15 protein-coding genes are annotated in these 17,116 nt (G+C 75.1%); 7 read left to right on the top strand and 8 right to left on the bottom strand.

The window, feature by feature from the left end; all coding sequences use genetic code 11:
• Positions 1 to 437 precede the first annotated feature (437 nt).
• Genes NLX85_RS33415 through NLX85_RS12630 form a run of 3 tightly spaced genes read left to right on the top strand, consistent with a single transcriptional unit; the run spans position 438 to position 3,445 of the window.
• Complete coding sequence (locus NLX85_RS33415) at positions 438 to 1,091, top strand: MmpS family transport accessory protein (RefSeq protein ID WP_254334697.1); 654 nt, start codon at positions 438 to 440, stop codon at positions 1,089 to 1,091.
• A 60-nt stretch (positions 1,092 to 1,151) separates the two neighbouring features.
• Positions 1,152 to 2,339 (top strand): pyridoxal phosphate-dependent aminotransferase, encoded by a 1,188-nt coding sequence (locus NLX85_RS12635; RefSeq protein ID WP_254334696.1) that lies wholly within the window; start codon positions 1,152 to 1,154, stop codon positions 2,337 to 2,339.
• Positions 2,336 to 3,445 carry a low specificity L-threonine aldolase gene (locus NLX85_RS12630; RefSeq protein ID WP_254334695.1) on the top strand — a complete coding sequence of 370 codons (1,110 nt, stop codon included), beginning with the start codon at positions 2,336 to 2,338 and terminating at the stop codon, positions 3,443 to 3,445. The genes NLX85_RS12635 and NLX85_RS12630 overlap by 4 nt, the downstream gene beginning before the upstream one ends.
• A 98-nt stretch (positions 3,446 to 3,543) precedes the next feature.
• Here NLX85_RS12630 and NLX85_RS12625 read toward each other — a convergent pair whose 3' ends face one another.
• Positions 3,544 to 4,149, bottom strand: a complete 606-nt coding sequence (locus NLX85_RS12625) for a PadR family transcriptional regulator (protein ID WP_254334693.1) — start codon at positions 4,147 to 4,149, stop codon at positions 3,544 to 3,546.
• Between the two features lie 98 nt (positions 4,150 to 4,247).
• Here NLX85_RS12625 and NLX85_RS12620 point away from each other — a divergent pair, with 98 nt between their 5' ends.
• Positions 4,248 to 7,082: an FtsX-like permease family protein gene (locus NLX85_RS12620; protein ID WP_254334691.1), complete on the top strand. Its 2,835-nt coding sequence runs from the start codon at positions 4,248 to 4,250 to the stop codon at positions 7,080 to 7,082.
• Between the two features lie 2 nt (positions 7,083 to 7,084).
• On the top strand, positions 7,085 to 7,831 hold the full coding sequence (locus tag NLX85_RS12615; RefSeq protein ID WP_254334689.1) for an ABC transporter ATP-binding protein: 747 nt from the start codon (positions 7,085 to 7,087) through the stop codon (positions 7,829 to 7,831).
• Positions 7,832 to 7,835: 4 nt separating this feature from the next.
• Here NLX85_RS12615 and glmM read toward each other — a convergent pair whose 3' ends face one another.
• The 7 genes from glmM to NLX85_RS12580 all read right to left on the bottom strand — a co-directional run bounded on the left by glmM (position 7,836) and on the right by NLX85_RS12580 (position 13,246).
• Positions 7,836 to 9,191 (bottom strand): phosphoglucosamine mutase, encoded by a 1,356-nt coding sequence (gene glmM, locus NLX85_RS12610; RefSeq protein WP_254334687.1) that lies wholly within the window; start codon positions 9,189 to 9,191, stop codon positions 7,836 to 7,838.
• A 120-nt stretch (positions 9,192 to 9,311) separates the two neighbouring features.
• Complete coding sequence (gene rpsI / locus NLX85_RS12605; RefSeq protein ID WP_107077252.1) at positions 9,312 to 9,776, bottom strand: 30S ribosomal protein S9; 465 nt, start codon at positions 9,774 to 9,776, stop codon at positions 9,312 to 9,314.
• A 20-nt stretch (positions 9,777 to 9,796) separates the two neighbouring features.
• On the bottom strand, positions 9,797 to 10,240 hold the full coding sequence (gene rplM / locus NLX85_RS12600) for a 50S ribosomal protein L13 (protein WP_091262713.1): 444 nt from the start codon (positions 10,238 to 10,240) through the stop codon (positions 9,797 to 9,799).
• A 191-nt stretch (positions 10,241 to 10,431) separates the two neighbouring features.
• On the bottom strand, positions 10,432 to 11,805 hold the full coding sequence (locus tag NLX85_RS12595; RefSeq protein WP_254334684.1) for an MFS transporter: 1,374 nt from the start codon (positions 11,803 to 11,805) through the stop codon (positions 10,432 to 10,434).
• A gap of 123 nt (positions 11,806 to 11,928) precedes the next feature.
• On the bottom strand, positions 11,929 to 12,222 hold the full coding sequence (locus NLX85_RS12590; protein WP_189195457.1) for a type II toxin-antitoxin system PemK/MazF family toxin: 294 nt from the start codon (positions 12,220 to 12,222) through the stop codon (positions 11,929 to 11,931).
• Positions 12,212 to 12,472 (bottom strand): DUF6364 family protein, encoded by a 261-nt coding sequence (locus tag NLX85_RS12585; RefSeq protein WP_254335541.1) that lies wholly within the window; start codon positions 12,470 to 12,472, stop codon positions 12,212 to 12,214. Before NLX85_RS12585 ends, NLX85_RS12590 begins: the two co-directional genes overlap by 11 nt.
• A gap of 78 nt (positions 12,473 to 12,550) precedes the next feature.
• Complete coding sequence (locus NLX85_RS12580; protein ID WP_254334683.1) at positions 12,551 to 13,246, bottom strand: class I SAM-dependent methyltransferase; 696 nt, start codon at positions 13,244 to 13,246, stop codon at positions 12,551 to 12,553.
• A gap of 146 nt (positions 13,247 to 13,392) precedes the next feature.
• Here NLX85_RS12580 and NLX85_RS12575 point away from each other — a divergent pair, with 146 nt between their 5' ends.
• Entirely contained in the window at positions 13,393 to 15,504 is a 2,112-nt protein-coding gene (locus NLX85_RS12575) for a molybdopterin oxidoreductase family protein (protein WP_256566682.1), read from the top strand.
• A complete protein-coding gene (locus NLX85_RS12570) occupies positions 15,501 to 16,979 on the top strand; it encodes an FAD-dependent oxidoreductase (RefSeq protein ID WP_254334682.1) in 1,479 nt (492 codons plus the stop codon). The genes NLX85_RS12575 and NLX85_RS12570 overlap by 4 nt, the downstream gene beginning before the upstream one ends.
• Positions 16,980 to 17,116 lie beyond the last annotated feature (137 nt).

Raw genomic sequence — 17,116 nt, 5'->3', positions numbered from 1 at the left:
CGCGCCGTCCCCTGCGAGCTGAGCCGATGTCCGAGACGACCCCCACTCCGGAGCCGGGGCACAGCACCGGTCCGAGCGACCCGACCGCCCCGCCGGCCGCCCCGGAACCCACGACCTGGACGCCACCGGACCCGCTCACCGCCCCGCAGCCCTGGGCGCCACCCACCCCCTGGGCGCCGGCCCCGTGGACCCCGAGCCCGTCGGGCCCGCCCGGATCCGCCGCCCCCGGCGAGGCCCCGAACCCGTGGGCCCCACCCGGATCCGCCGCGCCCGGCGGGACTCCTGATCCGTGGGGCCCGCCCGGATCCGCCGCGCCCGGCGGGACTCCTGATCCGTGGGGCCCGCCGGGACCGGCGGCGCCGGGCGCGCCTGAAGCGGCTCCGCCGCCCGGCGCCGGCGCGGATCCGACGGCAGTCCCGGGGGCCGCCGGCTGGACGGTGCCCCACGATCCGACCGCCCCGGGCGGCACGCCGCGCCCGGCCGTCCCGGCACCGGGCCCGGCCGGTGGCCCGCCCGTGCCGCCCTGGCCCGGCGGCGCCCCGGGGCCGGGCTGGCCGCCGGTCGGCTACCCGCCGCCCTACGCGTACCCCACGGCGGCGCCGCGCCGGTCGAGCGGCGGGTGGGTCGTGCCCGTCGTGGTGACCGTGGTCATCGCCCTGGTGCTCGCCTTCTGCGGCTGCGTCGGGCTGGGTGTCCTCGGCAGCTTCGTCGACGACTCGACCACCTCCGGCCAGCCCTACGACCCGGAGTTCGACGAGCCGGACGGCGGTCTCGCCGAGGACCCCACGGACGCCGCGCCGCCGGTGCCCGCCACCACCCCGTCCGGCGGACCCGGCCGGTTCACAGTCCGGTACGAGGTTGGCGGCACCGGCGCCGTCGACATCCAGTTCTACGACGCCAACGCCGACTTCCTCCAGATCGACGGGGTGCCGCCGCCGTGGCGGCTGGCGTTCACCGCCAACGACCGGGAACGGGTGCAGATCATCGCGTCGCCCACCGGCTCGGGCGAGGCGAGCTGCCGGATCACCATCAACGGGAAGGTCGTCTCGCAGGACTCGGGCGAGTGGGGGGCGACCTGCTTCGGCTGGTGACGCCGGCGGCGGGGACGCGGCGGTCTTGCGGCGTCGGCGGCGGGCCGTAGGCTGGCCGGCGTGACGACGACGGATCCGCTGGTGGCCCGGATGCGGCCGTTCGGCACCACCATCTTCGCCGAGATGTCGGCGCTGGCCGTGCGCACCGGCGCGGTCAACCTCGGGCAGGGCTTCCCCGACACCGACGGGCCGCCGGAGATGCTCGCCGCGGCCGCCGAGGCGCTGCGGTCCGGCCACAACCAGTACCCGCCAGGTCCGGGCATCCCGGCGCTGCGCGCGGCCGTCGCGGCCCACCAGCGCCGGTTCTGGGGCCTGGAATACGACCCCGACGGCGAGATCGTGGTGACCGCGGGCGCCACGGAGGCGATCGCGGCGAGCATCCTCGCCCTCTGCGAGGCGGGCGACGAGGTGGTGTGCTTCGAGCCGTACTACGACTCGTACGCGGCCTCGATCGCCCTGGCCGGCGCGGTCCGCCGCCCGGTGACGCTGCGTCCCGCCGCCGACGGCCGCTACGCCTTCGACCCGGCGGAGCTGCGGGGGGCGTTCGGGCCGCGTACGCGGCTGGTGCTGCTGAACACCCCGCACAACCCGACCGGCAAGGTCTTCACCGCCGACGAGCTGGCCCTGGTGGCCGAGCTGTGCCAGGAACACGGCGCGTACGCGGTCACCGACGAGGTCTACGAGCACCTGGTCTTCACCGACGCCGCCGCCTCGCACCTGCCGCTGGCGACGCTCCCCGGCATGCGCGAGCGGACCCTGCGCATCTCCTCCGCCGGCAAGACGTTCTCCTGCACCGGGTGGAAGGCCGGCTGGGTGAGCGGCCCGGCGCCGCTGGTCGCCGCGGTGCTGCGGGTGAAGCAGTTCCTCACCTTCGTCAACGCCGGCCCGCTGCAACCGGCCGTGGCCGTGGCGCTCGGCCTGCCGGACGCCTACTTCGCCGATTTCCGGGACGGCCTCCAGCAGCGGCGGGACCAGCTCGTCGCCGGCCTCACCGACGCCGGGTTCGGCGTGCTCGCGCCGGAGGGGACGTACTTCGTCACCGCCGACGTCACCCCGCTCGGCGGGCGGGACGGGGTGGAGTTCTGCCGGTCGCTGCCGGAGCGCTGCGGCGTGGTGGCGGTGCCGACCCAGGTCTTCTACGACGACGCGGAGGCGGGCCGGCGGCTGGTCCGGTTCGCGTTCTGCAAGCGGCCCGAGGTGCTCGCCGAGGCGGTCACCCGGCTGCGCCGGCTCAGGGAGGACGGATGACCGACGCGTACGCCGACCGGATGCGCCGGCTCGCCGCCCAGCGCGACTGTGACACGGTGCTCTCCGGCGTCCGGCCGGCCTCGGTGCGGGAGCAGCTCACGACGCTCGGCGCGGTCGTGCCGGAGGACCTGCTGCCCGACTTCTACGGCGAGGGCGGGGCGGTGGAGGAGCTGGAGCGCCGGGTCGCCGAGCTGCTCGGCACGGAGGCGGCCGCCTTCTTCCCCACCGGCACGATGGCCCAGCAGGTGGCGATGCGCCACGGCGCCGAGCTGACCGGCCGGGACGGGGTCGGCCTGCACCCGCTCAGCCACCCGCTGCTGCACGAGCGCGACGCGTACGCGGTGCTCGGCGGGCTGCGTGCGGTGCGGACCACGGAGGCGCCGCGCAACCCGACGGCCGAGGAGGTGGCCGCGCTCGACGAGCCGATCGGCACGCTGTTCCTGGAGCTGCCGCTGCGGGACGCCGGCTTCGTCCTGCCGACCTGGGACGAGCTGGTCGCGGTGGTCGGCGCCGCTCGCGAGCGGGGCGCCCGGGTGCACCTGGACGGGGCCCGGCTCTGGGAGTCCACCGTCCACCTGGGGCGCTCGACGGCCGAGATCGCGGCCCTGGCCGACAGCACGTACGTCTCGTTCTACAAGTCCCTGGGCGGCCACTCCGGGGCGGCCCTCGCCGGCGACGCGGAGCTGGTCCGGTACGCCCGCGCCTGGCGGCACCGCTACGGGGGCACCCTGTTCCAGCAGTGGCCGGCGGCCCTCGCCGCGCTGGCCGGCCTGGAGCGGGAGCTGCCCCGGCTGGCCGGCTACGTGGCGCACGCGAAGCGGGTGGCCGAGGCGCTGGCCGGCGTGCCCGGCGCGCGGGTCCATCCGGCGCCGCCGCACACCCACCAGTTCCGCCTGTGGCTGCCGTACCCCGCGGAGGACCTGAACGCGGCCAACCTCGCCCTCGCCGAGGAGGAGAAGGCGTGGTTCGCGGGCGGCTGGCGGGACACCGAGGTGCCGGGCCTGGCGCTGACCGAGGTCACGGTGGCCGGCCCCGCGCTGGAGCTGGACGCCGACCAGATCCTCGACCTGGCCGACCGCTTCCTCCGCCGCCTGCCGTCGTCCTGAAGCCGCACCCCCGCGGCAGGACCCGCTGGATCGCACGGAAGGCAGCGCCCGACCGGACGTGGGCGGCCGGGCCGGCACGGTGGGATCGACCGACCGGGTCAGCCGGTGGCCCGGGCCGGCCCAGGCTCCGCTTCCGCCGTGGCGGCCGGCGGGCGGTTGGCGGCGAGTTCGGCGAGCACCGCGCCCCCGTCGGCCAGCAGCGCCGACTCGGCGTCGTCAACGAAGGCCAGGTCGGCCTCGACGTGCCGGCTGGCGGCCGAGAGCAGCAGCCGGACCACCCGGTCGTCGGCCCGGCGGCGCAGGCCGTCCAGGTTGCGCAGCTCCCGCATGAGGTGGGCGCGCTGGTTGGCGAGCACGGTGCGGACGGTTCCCGCCTCGCCCGACCTGGCCGCGGCGGTGACCTTCAGGAAGAAGTCGTCCCGGAAGCCGCCGCTGCGCGGGCTGGGCTCGGCGAGCCAGCGATCGAGTTCGGCACGGCCGGCAGGGGTGATCTCGTAGACCACCCGGTCGGGCTTGACCGGTTGGGCCTGCCGCTCGGCGACCACGAGTTCGTCCCGGGAGAGCCGGTCGAGGATCTGGTAGAGGTGCCCGATGTTGAGCGGACCCCATTGCGGGCCGACCGCCCCTTCGAAAGCCCCCTTCAGCTCGTATCCGTAGCTGGGGCCGCGGGCGAGCAGGGCCAGGACCGCATGCTGGATCGCCACCGTCTCCTCCGATCCGGTTCCGGACAGGCACCCGTGCGGGGCCTTGCATTGTCACAATGTATCGCGCACAGTGTGGACAGCACACGGGGAGGCGCGACATGTTCCACGTCATCTGGGGGCAGCTTCGTGGCCGTGCGGGACGGTCGGTGGCGCTGCTGGTCGGCGTGCTGGTGGCGACCGCCGGCTTCACCGTCCTGACCGGCGCCACCACCACCTCGCGGCTCGCCGTCACCGGCACCGTCGAGCGGAACACGCGCGCCGCGTACGAGATCCTGGTCCGTCCGAAAGGGACGCGCACGCCGCTGGAGGCCGCGCGCGGGCTGGTCCGGCCCAACTATCTCTCCGACACATACGGCGGCATCACCATCGACCAGTACGAGCGGGTCCGGGCCGTCGCCGGGGTGGACGTGGCGGCGCCCATCGCGATGATCGGTTACTCGACCTCGGCGGTACCTCTGCGGCTGGACCTCACCGCGGCGGTCGACCGGTCACTCGATCGGCAGGTGATCCGGGTCGACCCCACCTATGTCGCCGAGCGCGGCATGTCCCGGGCGGCCGGCAAGCCGCGCTACGTGTACGTGACCAAGCACCCCCTCATCCATCCCGTCTTCGATCCGGCGGCCGCAGGCGAGTTGCGCTACAGCGACGGCGAGCGCCACCCCGTGGACGACGTCTGCGGACCGGTCGCGCGCGAGGTGCAGCCGGACGGCGGCAGCCGGCCGATCTGCGACCCGCAGCGCGGTGACCTCCTCGGCAACCGCGGCACGCTCTCCGAGCGGGACAACTGGTGGGTCACCCCGGTCCGGCTCCTGCCGGACGGCCGCTTCGAGGCGGAGAACGGTGTTCTCGCGAAGAACGGCGACGCCGTCACGGCGACCTCGGACCGGCTGATGCTGGTCGAGCCCGTCACCGTGCCGTTCCTGCTCGCCGCCGTGGACCCGGACGCTGAGCAGCGCCTCGTCGGCCTGGCCGGCACCCTGACGGACGGCCGCTCCCTGCGGGCTGATGACGTGGTGACCGAGAAGCTGCTCGGCACCGCCCTCAACCGGACGGTGCCGGTGCTGGCGACGAGCCGCCCCTACCTCGACAGCGAGGTGCGGGCGACGCTCACCCGGCTGCCCACCGCCCGGCCGGCCGGGATGCCGGCCATCGAGCTGGAGGACCGGCTCCGACGGGCCGCCAGCACGCCGGCCGGGGTGGTCCGGGCCGATCTGGCCGAGGCCTACCGGGCCGAGCTCGCGACCGGGGTCTCCGAGCAGGGCAGTTGCTGCTTCGGGCAACTGCAGGTCATCACGCAACCCGGCGCGGTGGCGTACGAGGAACGACCCGGTGGTGACCTGCGCGCCGCCGCCGTGCCGCCGGCCGACTCGGCGGTCTTCGGGAACGAACGCGACTTCAGCTGGCTGCCCCGTCCGTGGCTCACCGAGGACGTCGGGGCGCGTACCCTGCGCCGGCTTTCCCTGCCCAGCGGCGGGAGCATCACCCCGTTCCGGCAGTGGCGGGCCGTCGGCGTGTTCGACCCGGAGAAGCTGGCGGGCTTCAGCGACCTCGGCCGGGTGCCGCTGGAGACGTACGAGCCGCCCGCCGCCGAGGGCGCCGACGACCGTAGCCGGGCCGCGCTGGGCGGCCGGCCGCTGGAGCCCAGCGGAAACCCATCCGGCTACCTGTCCGCGCCGCCGTTGCTGCTGACCAGCCTGGCCAGCCTACCCAAGCTCTTGGAGGGCAGCGGCAGCCCGCAGCGGACCGCGCCCATCAGCGCCATCCGGGTCCGGGTCGCCGACGTGCACGGCTACAGCGAGCGGTCCGCCGAGCGGGTCCGGCTGATCGCAGAGCGGATCGCTCAAGCCACCGGCCTCGACGTCGACATCACGCTCGGCTCCTCCCCCGCGCCGCAGACCGTCGAGCTGCCGGCCGGCGCGTTCGGCCGCCCCGACCTGCGGTTGACCGAGAACTGGTCCGCACTGGGCGTCGCCTCCACCATCACGAAGGCCGTCGACCGCAAGAGCGCCGCACTCTTCCTGCTGGTGCTGGTGGTCTGCGTGCTCTTCCTCGGCAACGCGGTCTCCGCCGCCGTCCGGGACCGCCGGCCGGAGCTGGCGGTGCTCGCCTGCCTCGGCTGGCCGGCCCGCCAGATCGGCGCGCTCCTCCTCGGCGAGGTCGCCACGCTGGGCCTGGCCGCCGGGGTGCTGGCGGTCGGCCTCGCCTTCCCGCTCGGCGCCGCCCTGGGTATACGCGTCGACTGGGAACGGGCGCTGCTCGCCGTACCGGTGGCTCTGCTGCTGGCGCTGGTCGCCGGCCTGGCGCCGGCGCTACGAGCCGCGCGCGCCCACCCGGCCGCCGCGCTGCGCCCGCCGGTGGCCAGCGCCCGGTGGGTACGCCGACCACGCACCCTGCCCGGCCTCGCCCTGGTGAACCTGCTGCGCAGCCCCGGCCGCACCGTGCTGGGCGCGGGGGCGCTGGCCATCGGGGTGGCCGCGCTGACCCTTGTCGCCGCCACCGCCTACGCCTTCCGGGGTGCGATCGTGGGCAGCCTGCTCGGTGACACCGTGTCGCTCAGCGTGCGCGGCGCGGACGCGCTCGCGGCGGTGGCCACGGTGCTGCTCGGGGCCGGCGCGGTGGCCGACGTGCTCTACCTGAACATCCGGGACCGGGCCGCCGAGCTCGCCACGCTGCGCGCCACCGGCTGGACCGACGCCGCGCTGGGCCGCCTCATCGGCTACGAGGGCTTGGCGCTCGGCGCGCTGGGCGCGGTCACCGGCGCCGGCCTGGGGCTCGGCGGGGCGGCCTGGCTGGTCGGCGAACTGCCCGCGGCGCTGGTGGCGGTGGCTGCCGCCGTGGCGCTGGCCGGAGTGCTGGTCACCTGCCTGGCGGCGCTCGTCCCGGCCGCGCTGCTGCGCCGCCTTCCCACCGCACGACTGCTGGCAGAGGAGTGACCATGCACGAGACGACGGGCAGCACGATACGCATCGCCGGGCTGGTCCGGCAGTTCCGCAGCGGCACCGAGCGGCTCACGGCCGTCGACGACGTGTCGTTGGAGATCGCGGCGGGATCGGTGGTGGCGCTGACCGGGCCGAGCGGTTCCGGCAAGTCCACGCTGCTGCACCTGATCGGCGCGATCGAGCAGGCGGACCGGGGCACGGTGACGGTCGACGACGTGGAGGTCACCGCGCTGCGCCGGGCGGCGCTGGCCCGGTACCGCCAGCGGGTCGGCTTCGTCTTCCAGCGCTACCACCTGCTGCCCGCGCTGACCGTGCTGGACAACGTGATCGCTCCGGTGCTGCCCCGTCGGGGCCGCGCCGACCACGCGGCCCGTGCGCGGGAGCTGCTGGACGCGGTGGGGCTCGCCGGCCGGGAACGGGCGCTGCCGGCTCAGCTCTCCGGTGGCCAGCAGCAGCGGGTGGCGATCGCCCGGGCCCTGATGGGCGCGCCCCGCCTGCTGCTGGCCGACGAGCCGACCGGCAACCTCGACTCGACCACCGGCGCCCAGATCCTCGACCTGCTGCTCGACCTGCGCGACCGGCACGGGATGACGATCCTGCTCGCCACTCACGAGCAGGCCGTCGCCGCCCGGTGCGACCGCCTGGTCCGCCTCGGCGACGGCCGGGTCGTCGAGGACGTCGACCTCACCGACGGCGAGGACCCGGCCGACACCTACGACCGGGTCACGCGGCTGCGTTTGTAGACGGTCAGGCCGCCGGGCTGGCGCTGCGGACCTGATCCGCGATGCGCTCGGCGACGGCCCGGGCGGTCGCCTCGGTGGCGGCCTCGACCATGACACGCACCAGCGGCTCGGTGCCCGACGGGCGGAGCAGCACCCGGCCGGTCTCGCCCAGCTCGGCCTCGGCCCGCTCCACCTCGGCGCGGACGGCCGGCGCGGCGGCGCCGACGGTGCGGTCGCCCACCGGCACGTTGATCAGCACCTGGGGCAGCTTGGTGACCACCGACGCCAGCTCGGCCAACGACTTCCCGGTCTGCGCCATCCGGGACATCAGGTGCAGCCCGGTCAGGACGCCGTCGCCCGTGGTCGCGTACGCGGGCATCACGATGTGCCCGCTCTGCTCGCCGCCGAGCGCCAGGCCGGAGGCGCGCAGCTCCTCCAGCACGTACCGGTCGCCGACCTTGGTCTCGACGAGCCGGATGCCCTGCGCGGACATCGCCAGCCGCAGGCCGAGGTTGCTCATCACGGTGGCGACCAGGGTGTCCTGGGTCAGTTCGCCGGCCTCCCGCATGGCCAGGGCGAGGATCGCCATGACCTGGTCGCCGTCGACCTCCTCGCCGTCGGCGGTGACCGCGACACAGCGGTCGGCGTCGCCGTCGTGGGCGATGCCGAGGTGCGCGCCGTGCTCGACCACGGCGGCGCGCAGCGCGTCGATGTGGTTGGAGCCGCACTCGTCGTTGATGTTCAGGCCGTCCGGCTCGGCGTAGATGGCGATCACCTCGGCGCCGGCCTCCCGGTACGCCACCGGGGCGACGTCGGCGGCCGCGCCGTTGGCGCAGTCGACCACGACCTTGATGCCGTCCAGCCGGTGCGGCACGGTGCCGACCAGGTGCTGAACGTAGTGGTCGGCGCCGTCGAGCAGGTCGTGCACCCGGCCGACCCCGGCGCCGATCGGGCGCTCCCAGGCGGTCGTGGCGTTGGCCTCGACGGCGGCCTCGATCCGCATCTCGATCTCGTCGGGCAGCTTGTGCCCGCCGGCGGCGAAGAGCTTGATGCCGTTGTCCGGCATCGGGTTGTGCGAGGCGGAGAGCATGACGCCCAGGTCGGCCTTGGCCTCGGCGGTGAGGAACGCGACCGCGGGGGTGGGCAGCACGCCGACCCGGACCACGTTGGCGCCGGCGCTGGTCAGCCCGGCGACCACGGCGGCCTCCAGCATCTCGCCGCTGGCCCGGGTGTCCCGGCCGACCACGGCGAGCGGCGGATGGCTCTTGTCGGTCTCGGCCAGCGTGTGGGCGGCGGCCACCGCCACCGCGAGCGCCAACTCCGGGGTGAGATCCGCGTTCGCCCGCCCGCGTACGCCGTCCGTGCCGAACAACCGGCCCATACCCGCCAACCTCCGATGGACTGCCGTTGAGAGGAGAAAAGCGGAACGGCCGGGCCACCTCTCCCGGGGAGGGGGAGGTGGACCCGGCCGTCCGTCAGAAGTACACGGCGCTGGTGGTGATCAGCGCTTCGAGTACTGGGGAGCCTTACGGGCCTTCTTGAGGCCGTACTTCTTGCTCTCCTTGACCCGGGCGTCACGGGTCAGGAAGCCGGCCTTCTTCAGGGCCGGGCGGTCGTCGGGCTCGTTGACGATCAGCGCCCGGGCGATGGCGAGCCGCAGCGCGCCGGCCTGGCCGGTGGTGCCGCCGCCCCGCAGGTTGGCGATCACGTCGAAGGCCTCGGGCTTCTCGGCGGTGACCAGCGGGTCCTTGATGAGCTGCTGGTGCACCTTGCTCGGGAAGTAGGCCTCGAGGTCGCGGCCGTTGCAGGTGATCTTGCCGCTGCCCGGGACGATGCGGACCCGGACGATGGCCTCCTTGCGCCGACCCACGGTCTGGATCGGGCGGTCGCCACGAGGCGCGCGCGCGACGGGCGCCGGCGCCTCGGTGGCCTCGGGGGCGACCTCGGTGGCGGTGATGTCGGTCATGCTGCTTCCTTCGCCCGCGCTCACTGCGCGATCTGCTTGATCTCGAACGGCACCGGCTGCTGCGCGCCGTGCGGGTGCTCGGCACCGGCGTAGACCTTCAGCTTCTTGAGAATCTGGCGGCCCAGCTTGTTGTGCGGGAGCATGCCCTTCACGGCCAGCTCGATGGCCCGCTCGGGCCGCTTGGTCAGCAGCTCGTCGTAGCCGACCTGCTTCAGACCACCCGGGTAGCCGGAGTGGCGGTAAGCGATCTTGGTCTGGCGCTTGTTGCCGGTCAGCGCGACCTTGCCCGCGTTCACGATGACGACGAAGTCGCCCGTGTCGACGTGCGGCGCGAAAGTCGGCTTGTGCTTACCACGCAGCAGCGTGGCGGCGTGGGTCGCGAGGCGGCCCAGCACGACATCAGAGGCGTCGATGACGTGCCACTGACGCTCGATCTCACCCGGCTTCGGGCTGTACGTACGCACAGGTCTACCTTGTCTCGTCGTCGGTCTGGGGTCGCGCGCCGAGGTGACCAGGCGCGCACGAACGACCAAGCGTACCTGATGCGGCACGCCTAAGAATGTCGTACAACAGCAGGCAACGATACCCGGCCGCCCGGCGGCAGGTCAAAACGGGGTGCCACCCCGCGTGGCCTGCGCCTTTCCCATGGCGGAGGTCACACGCCGGCCAGCTTACGCGGGCCGGGCCGCAGGTACACCACCCAGGTCACCAGGAAACAGAGCGCGTACCAGGCGATGAAGGCCAGGTAGGCGGCGTCGGCGGTGCCGGCGGTCAGGAACGACTGCCGGAACGCCACGTTCACCAGCACCCCGCCCGAGGCGCCGACCGCCCCCGCGATGCCGATCAACGCCCCGGAGAGCCGCCGGGCCCGTCGCTCGGCCGCCTCCCGGTCCCCGGTCAGCTCCGCCTCGGCGGCCGCGCGGGCCCGGAAGATCGCCGGGATCATCTTGTACGTCGACCCGTTGCCGATCCCGGAGAAGACGAAGAGCGCCAGGAACCCGGCCAGGTAGAGCGGGAAGGACCGGTCCCGGGCGGCGTGGAGCACCAGCCCGGCGCCGGCGGCCATCGCCACGAAGTTCCAGAAGGTGACCCGGGCCCCGCCGAGCCGGTCGGCGAGCTGGCCGCCGAACGGCCGGATCAGCGAGCCGGTCAGCGGCCCGAGGAAGGTCAGCCAGGCGGCGTTGACCGGGGTGGGGAACCGGTCGTGGAACTGGAGCTGGAGCACCTGGCCGAAGGCGAACCCGAAGCCGATGAACGAGCCGAAGGTGCCGATGTAGAGCACGGACATCACCCAGGTGTGCGGGTCGCGGGCCGCCGCGCGCAGCGCGCCGGGCTCGTTGCGCGCCCCCGGGACGTTGTCCAGCCAGCGCGCCGCGGCCAGCGCCGCGAGCACGATCAGCGGCAGGTAGACCGCCGGCACCAGCCGGGGGTACGCGGCGCCGGCGGTGGCCAGCACCGCCAGCCCGACGAGCTGCACGGCCGGCACGCCGAGGTTGCCGCCGCCGGCGTTGAGCCCGAGCGCCCGGCCCTTGAGCCGGTCCGGGAAGAACAGGTTGATGTTCGCCATGGACGAGGCGAAGTTGCCGCCGCCCACGCCGGTCAGGCAGGCCAGCACCATGAGCGTGGCGTACGACACGCCGGGCTCGATCAGCACCGCCATGGGCACCGCGGGCACCAGCAGCAGCAGCGCGCTCACGATGGTCCAGTTCCGCCCGCCGAACCGGGCCACCGCCAGGGTGTACGGCAGCCGCAGCACGGCGCCCAGCGCGGCCGGCACGGCGGTGAGCAGGAACTTCCCGGCCGGGTCGATGCCGTACTCGGGGCCCAGGAAGAGCACCATCACCGACCAGAGGCTCCACACGGAGAAGCCGACGTGCTCGGCGAAGATCGAGACGTACAGGTTGCGGCGGGCGACCGGCGCGCCGGTCGTGGCCCAGAACTCCGGATCCTCCGGGCGCCATTCGGTGATCCGTCCCGGGCGGCCGGCGGCGGCCGGGGCCAGGGTGGTGGGCGAAGCGAGCGTGCTCACGGCGACTCCTCCTCGTCGGTGACGAGGGGGACGCTAGGAACGGGCGGTTTCCCGGCCGTGCCTGTCGCGCGTCGGTCCGGAAACGGAGATCGCACGTCCGCCTGCGGGCGGCGGTGAAGCGCCTCAGATCTCCTGGAGGATGCGCAGCGCGCGGGCGACCCGCTGCATGGTCTCGGTGTCGGCCACGTCCACGCACTCGGTGAACCATTTCTTCATGGGCGAGGAGAGCCGGTCGGGCATCACCACGTAGCCGCCCATCGACACGGCCAGGGGCGAGTCGCGCAGCAGCGACTCCTCGACCACCTCGACCACGATCACGATCGGCACGGCGGTGGAGTTGTAGACGTCGGAGCTGATGACGAGGCCGAGCCGTTCCCGGGCGCCGGAGATGCGCCAGATCTCTCCCCTACGCAGCACTCGGGCGCCCGCCGCCGAACAGCGCGTCGTTGACGAGCGCGGCCTCCTGGGCGTCGGCCAGGGCGGCGGACTCCAGGTCCAGGCCGGCGCGGGCGACCGCCTCGGCGTGCGCGGTGAAGACCTCGCGCAGCGCCTTCTCGCGGGCGGCCCGGTCCATCCAGGCGGAGAGGGAGAGCCCTTCCCGCTTGGCGAACCGGCGCGCCTCCTCGATCGTCTCGTCGGAGAACGACAGTGTCACCTTGGCGGTCATGCCGGACAGATTACCCATCGGTATGACCGTCAGTCATCCCCGCTCGCACCGGTCGCCGAACCGGACACCCGGTCACGCTCAGGGACGCCGGCCCCCGAACACCGCGAACCGCCACTCCTTGAAGAAGCAGTCCACGTCGACCAGGCCGGCCTCGGCGAGCCATCGACACTGGTCGGTCACCGGCGCGGGCCGGTCGTGCCGCATCCGCTCGCGGGCCCCGGCGATCTCCGCGGCGTCCGAGCCCAGCTCGGTGATCCGGGCCGTCCAGACCTCGTCGTAGCGCCGGTCCAGGGCCGGGGTCGGGCCGGCCACCTGCTCGGCGTTGACGAGGACGCCGCCCGGGGCGAGCGCCTCGGCTGCCCGCCGGTAGAGCGCCCGCTTGCCGTCGTCGTCCAGGTGGTGGATGGCCAGCGCGGAGACCGCCGCGTCGTAGCGGCCGGCGGGCAGCGGGTCGGCCAGGTCGGCGAGCACCGTGCGGTGCGGCACCCCGCGGGCGGCCAGGTGGCCGGTGGCCACCGCGAGCATGCCGGGCGCGGCGTCGACCAGGGTGAGCCGCACCCCGGGGACCGCCGCGGCCAGCAGCAGGGAGAGCAGGCCGGTGCCCGCGCCCAGGTCCAGGACCTCGGGGGTGCGCCCGGCGGCGAGCGCCGCCCGCAGCGGCGGCGCGGCCACCTCGACGGCCGTGCCGTAGAAGGCGTCGAAGCAGGGCACGAGCCGGCGCCGGGCCGCGTCGTAGCTCCCCGCCACCGCGTCGAACGCGTCCGCCACACTCATCGGACCTCCCAGAATCCGAGATTTCTGTCCCACATTCTAAGCCCTGCCGACCGGCCCGTCACTCCCGTGCGGTGTGAGGTGCTCTTGACAGGACCGAAACAGAAGAGACCCGGACCGGAAACCGCCTGACGGCACGCTTTCCCGACATGACAGACGGTGCACGCGTGGCGACGCGACCGGGGGTACGGCCACCCCGGGAGGCCGCCACGCACTGCCCGTACTGCGCGCTCCAGTGCGGCATGGTGCTGCGGCAGACCGGGGAGCGGATCGAGGTCGCGCCGCGCGACTTCCCCACCAACCGGGGCGGCCTCTGCCAGAAGGGCTGGACCGCCGCCGACCTGCTCGACCACCCGGACCGGCTGACCACCCCGCTGCTGCGGGAGCGGCCCGGCGGCGATCTGCGCCCAGCCGGCTGGGACGAGGCGCTCGACCGGGTGAGCGCCGGGCTGCGCGCGGTCCAGGAGCGGCACGGGCGCGACGCCGTCGCGGTCTTCGGCGGCGGCGGGCTGACCAACGAGAAGGCGTACGCGCTCGGCAAGTTCGCCCGGGTGGCGCTGCGCACCCGGCACATCGACTACAACGGACGCTGGTGCATGTCCTCGGCCGCGGCGGCCGGGATGCGCGCCTTCGGCCTCGACCGGGGGCTTCCCTTCCCCCTCGCCGACCTCGGCCGGGCGGACACCCTGCTGCTGGTCGGCGCGAACCCGGCCGAGACCATGCCACCGCTCATGCGCCACCTCGCCGACCAGCGCGAGCGGGGTGGCCGGCTCATCGTGGTCGACCCGCGGCTCACCGCCACCGCCCGCCAGGCGGACCTGCACCTGCAACCGCTGCCCGGCACCGACCTGGCGGTGGCCAACGCGCTGCTGCACATCGCGCTCACCGAGGGCTGGCTCGACCGGGCGTACGTGGCCGACCGGACCACCGGCTTCGACGAGGTCCGGCGGACCGTGGCCGGCTGCTGGCCGGCCGAGGCGGAGCGGCTCTCCGGCGTGCCGGTGGCCGACCTGGAGGCGACCGCCCGGGCCCTGGCCACCGTGGACCGCGCGATCATCCTCACCGCCCGGGGCGCGGAGCAGCACGCCAAGGGCGTCGACACGGTCACCGCGTTCATCAACCTGGCGCTCGCCCTGGGCCTGCCCGGCCGCCCCGGCTCCGGCTACGGCTGCCTCACCGGGCAGGGCAACGGGCAGGGCGGCCGGGAGCACGGGCAGAAGGCCGACCAGTTGCCCGGCTACCGGCGGATCGACGACCCGGCGGCCCGGGAGCACGTGGCCGCGGTCTGGGGCGTCGACCCCGCGGAGCTGCCCGGGCCCGGCGTACCGGCCTACCAGCTCCTCGACTCGCTCGGCACCGCGCACGGCCCCCGGGCGCTGCTGGTGTTCGGCTCCAACCCGGTGGTGTCCGCGCCCCGCGCGGCCCGAGTGGAGTCCCGGCTGCGCGACCTGGACCTGCTCGTGGTGGCCGACCTCCTGCGCTCGGAGACCGCCGAGCTGGCCGACGTGGTGCTGCCCGTCGCCCAGTGGGCCGAGGAGGACGGCACCATGACCAACCTGGAGGGTCGCGTGCTGCGCCGCCGCGCCCTGCGGGAGCCCCCGCCCGGCGTCCGCACCGACCTGGCCGTCCTCGCCGGGCTGGCGGCCCGCCTCGACGCACCCGGCGCGTTCCCCACCGACCCGGCGGAGGTCTTCGCGGAGCTGCGCCGCGCCTCGGCCGGGGGTCCGGCCGACTACGCCGGGGTGAGCTGGGACCGCATCGACGCCGACACCGGCGTCTTCTGGCCCTGCCCCGACGAGGACGGGCCGGACACCCCCCGGCTCTTCGCCGACCGGTTCCCCACCCCGGACGGCCGGGCCCGGTTCCGGGCGGTGACCCACCGGCCGGCCGCCGAGCCGGTCTGCGCCGACTACCCGCTGCACTTCACCACCGGCCGGGTGCTCGCCCAGTACCAGTCCGGCGCGCAGACGCGGCGGGTCGCCGCGCTGCGCAGGGCCGCCCCCGGCGGCTTCGTCGAGCTGCACCCCGACCTGGCCGGCCGGCTCGGCGTGGCCGACGGCGAGGAGGTCCGGGTGGTCTCCCGCCGGGGCGAGCTGCGCGCGCCGGCCCGGCTCAGCCCGGCGATCCGGCCGGACACCGTCTTCGCGCCGTTCCACTGGCCGGGGGCGGCCCGCGCCAACTCGGTGACCAACGACGCCGTCGACCCGGTCTCCGGGATGCCCGAGTTCAAGATCTGCGCCGTCCGGGTGGAGAAGGCATGACCGAGCGAATCGTCATCGTGGGATACGGCATGGCGGGCGCCCGCCTCGCCGCCGAACTGCACGCGCGGCACGGGGACCGCAAGGTCACCGTGCTCGGGGCGGAGCCGCACCGGGCGTACAACCGGATCATGCTCTCCACCCTGCTCGCCGGGAAGATCGACGAACCGGACGTGGAGCTGGCCGAGGTCGCCGGGCAGGGCGCGGACGTGCGCACCGGCACCGCGGTCACCGCCGTCGACCGGGCCGCCCGCCAGGTACGCACGGCCGACGGCGACCGGCACGGCTACGACCACCTGGTCCTGGCCACCGGCAGCCGGGCCCTGGTGCCGCCGCTGCCCGGGCTCGACCCGCTCCCCGATCGGGTGGTCCCGTTCCGCACCCTGGACGACTGCCGGCGGATCCTCGCCGCCGCGAAGGGCACCCGCAGCGCCCTGGTGCTCGGCGGCGGGCTGCTCGGGCTGGAGGCGGCCCGCGGGCTCGCCGCCCGGGGGCTGGACGTGACGGTGGTCCACCCGGTCGGGCACCTGATGGAACGGCAGCTCGACCAGCCGGCCGGCGCGGTCCTCGCCGGCACCCTCGCCGGGCTCGGGGTGCGCACCCGGCTGGGCGTCACGGCGACCGGGGTGACCGCCGACGCCGACGGCGTCCGCCTCGACCTCGGCGACGGCGACTCGCTCGCGGCCGACCTGCTGGTCCTCTCCTGCGGCGTACGCCCGGACACCGCGCTGGCCGCCGCGGCCGGGCTGGCCGTCGACCGGGGCGTGGTGGTGGACGACCGGATGCGCACCAGCGACCAGCGCATCTCGGCCATCGGGGACTGCGCCCAGCACGGCGGGACGCTGACCGGCCTGGTCGCCCCGGCGTGGGCGCAGGCCCGGGTGGTCGCCGAGGTGCTGACCGGCGCCGACCCGCTGGTCCGCTACCGGCCGCGGCCCGTGGTGACCCGGCTCAAGGCGGCCGGCATCGACCTGGCCGCGATGGGCGACGCCGTCGACGCGCCGGACGGGGGCGGGCCGGTCGAGGAGCTGACCTTCGCCGACCCGGCCCGGGGCACGTACGCCCGGCTGCGGATCCGCGACGAGCGGCTGACCGGGGCCATCCTGCTCGGCGACAACCCGGCGGTCGGCACCGTCGTGCAGCTCTTCGACCGCGGCGCGCCGGTGCCGGCGGACCGGCGGTCGCTGCTGCTCGGGCGGGCGTTCGGCGCGGCGCCGGCCACGCCCGCCGCGTCCCCGGCGCTGATGCCGGACGCGGCCACCGTGTGCCAGTGCAACGACGTGAGCAAGGGCGCCCTGGTGGCGTGCTGGCGCGCCGGCGCGCGGACCGCCGCGGAGCTGTCCGCGGCGACCCGCGCGGCCACCGGGTGCGGCGGCTGCCGGGACGCGGTGGCCGGCATCGCCGGGTGGCTGGCCGAGGTGGATCCGGTGGCGGGACGCCAGGAACCGAGTACGGACCGTGTGGAGGTGGCGCGATGAGCGAGCGGAGCGAGCGAATCAGCAGGCTCAGTGTGACGGTGCCTCATGACGGCACTGCTCACAGTCCGACCCCCGGCCGAGGCTGTGGCGATGGTGCCGCGCCGTCGGTTGCGGCCGGGGCTCGGACCGTTCGGCGA

The sequence above is a fragment of the Micromonospora sp. A3M-1-15 genome, assembly GCF_024213425.1.
Classification (GTDB): domain Bacteria; phylum Actinomycetota; class Actinomycetes; order Mycobacteriales; family Micromonosporaceae; genus Micromonospora; species Micromonospora chersina.
The sequence above is the reverse complement of the archived record's forward strand: the minus strand, read 5'-3'. Positions and strand labels throughout refer to the sequence as shown.

What these genes read in the sequence shown, in the direction of transcription:
- NLX85_RS12630 (WP_254334695.1), top strand. Translation starts at nt 2,336, where the DNA reads ATGACCGACGCGTACGCCGACCGGATGCGCCGGCTCGCCGCCCAGCGC.
- NLX85_RS12620 (WP_254334691.1), top strand. Translation starts at nt 4,248, where the DNA reads ATGTTCCACGTCATCTGGGGGCAGCTTCGTGGCCGTGCGGGACGGTCG.
- NLX85_RS12615 (WP_254334689.1), top strand. Translation starts at nt 7,085, where the DNA reads ATGCACGAGACGACGGGCAGCACGATACGCATCGCCGGGCTGGTCCGG.
- glmM (WP_254334687.1), bottom strand. Translation starts at nt 9,191, where the DNA reads ATGGGCCGGTTGTTCGGCACGGACGGCGTACGCGGGCGGGCGAACGCG.
- rpsI (WP_107077252.1), bottom strand. Translation starts at nt 9,776, where the DNA reads ATGACCGACATCACCGCCACCGAGGTCGCCCCCGAGGCCACCGAGGCG.
- NLX85_RS12585 (WP_254335541.1), bottom strand. Translation starts at nt 12,472, where the DNA reads ATGACCGCCAAGGTGACACTGTCGTTCTCCGACGAGACGATCGAGGAG.
- NLX85_RS12580 (WP_254334683.1), bottom strand. Translation starts at nt 13,246, where the DNA reads ATGAGTGTGGCGGACGCGTTCGACGCGGTGGCGGGGAGCTACGACGCG.
- NLX85_RS12575 (WP_256566682.1), top strand. Translation starts at nt 13,393, where the DNA reads ATGACAGACGGTGCACGCGTGGCGACGCGACCGGGGGTACGGCCACCC.
- NLX85_RS12570 (WP_254334682.1), top strand. Translation starts at nt 15,501, where the DNA reads ATGACCGAGCGAATCGTCATCGTGGGATACGGCATGGCGGGCGCCCGC.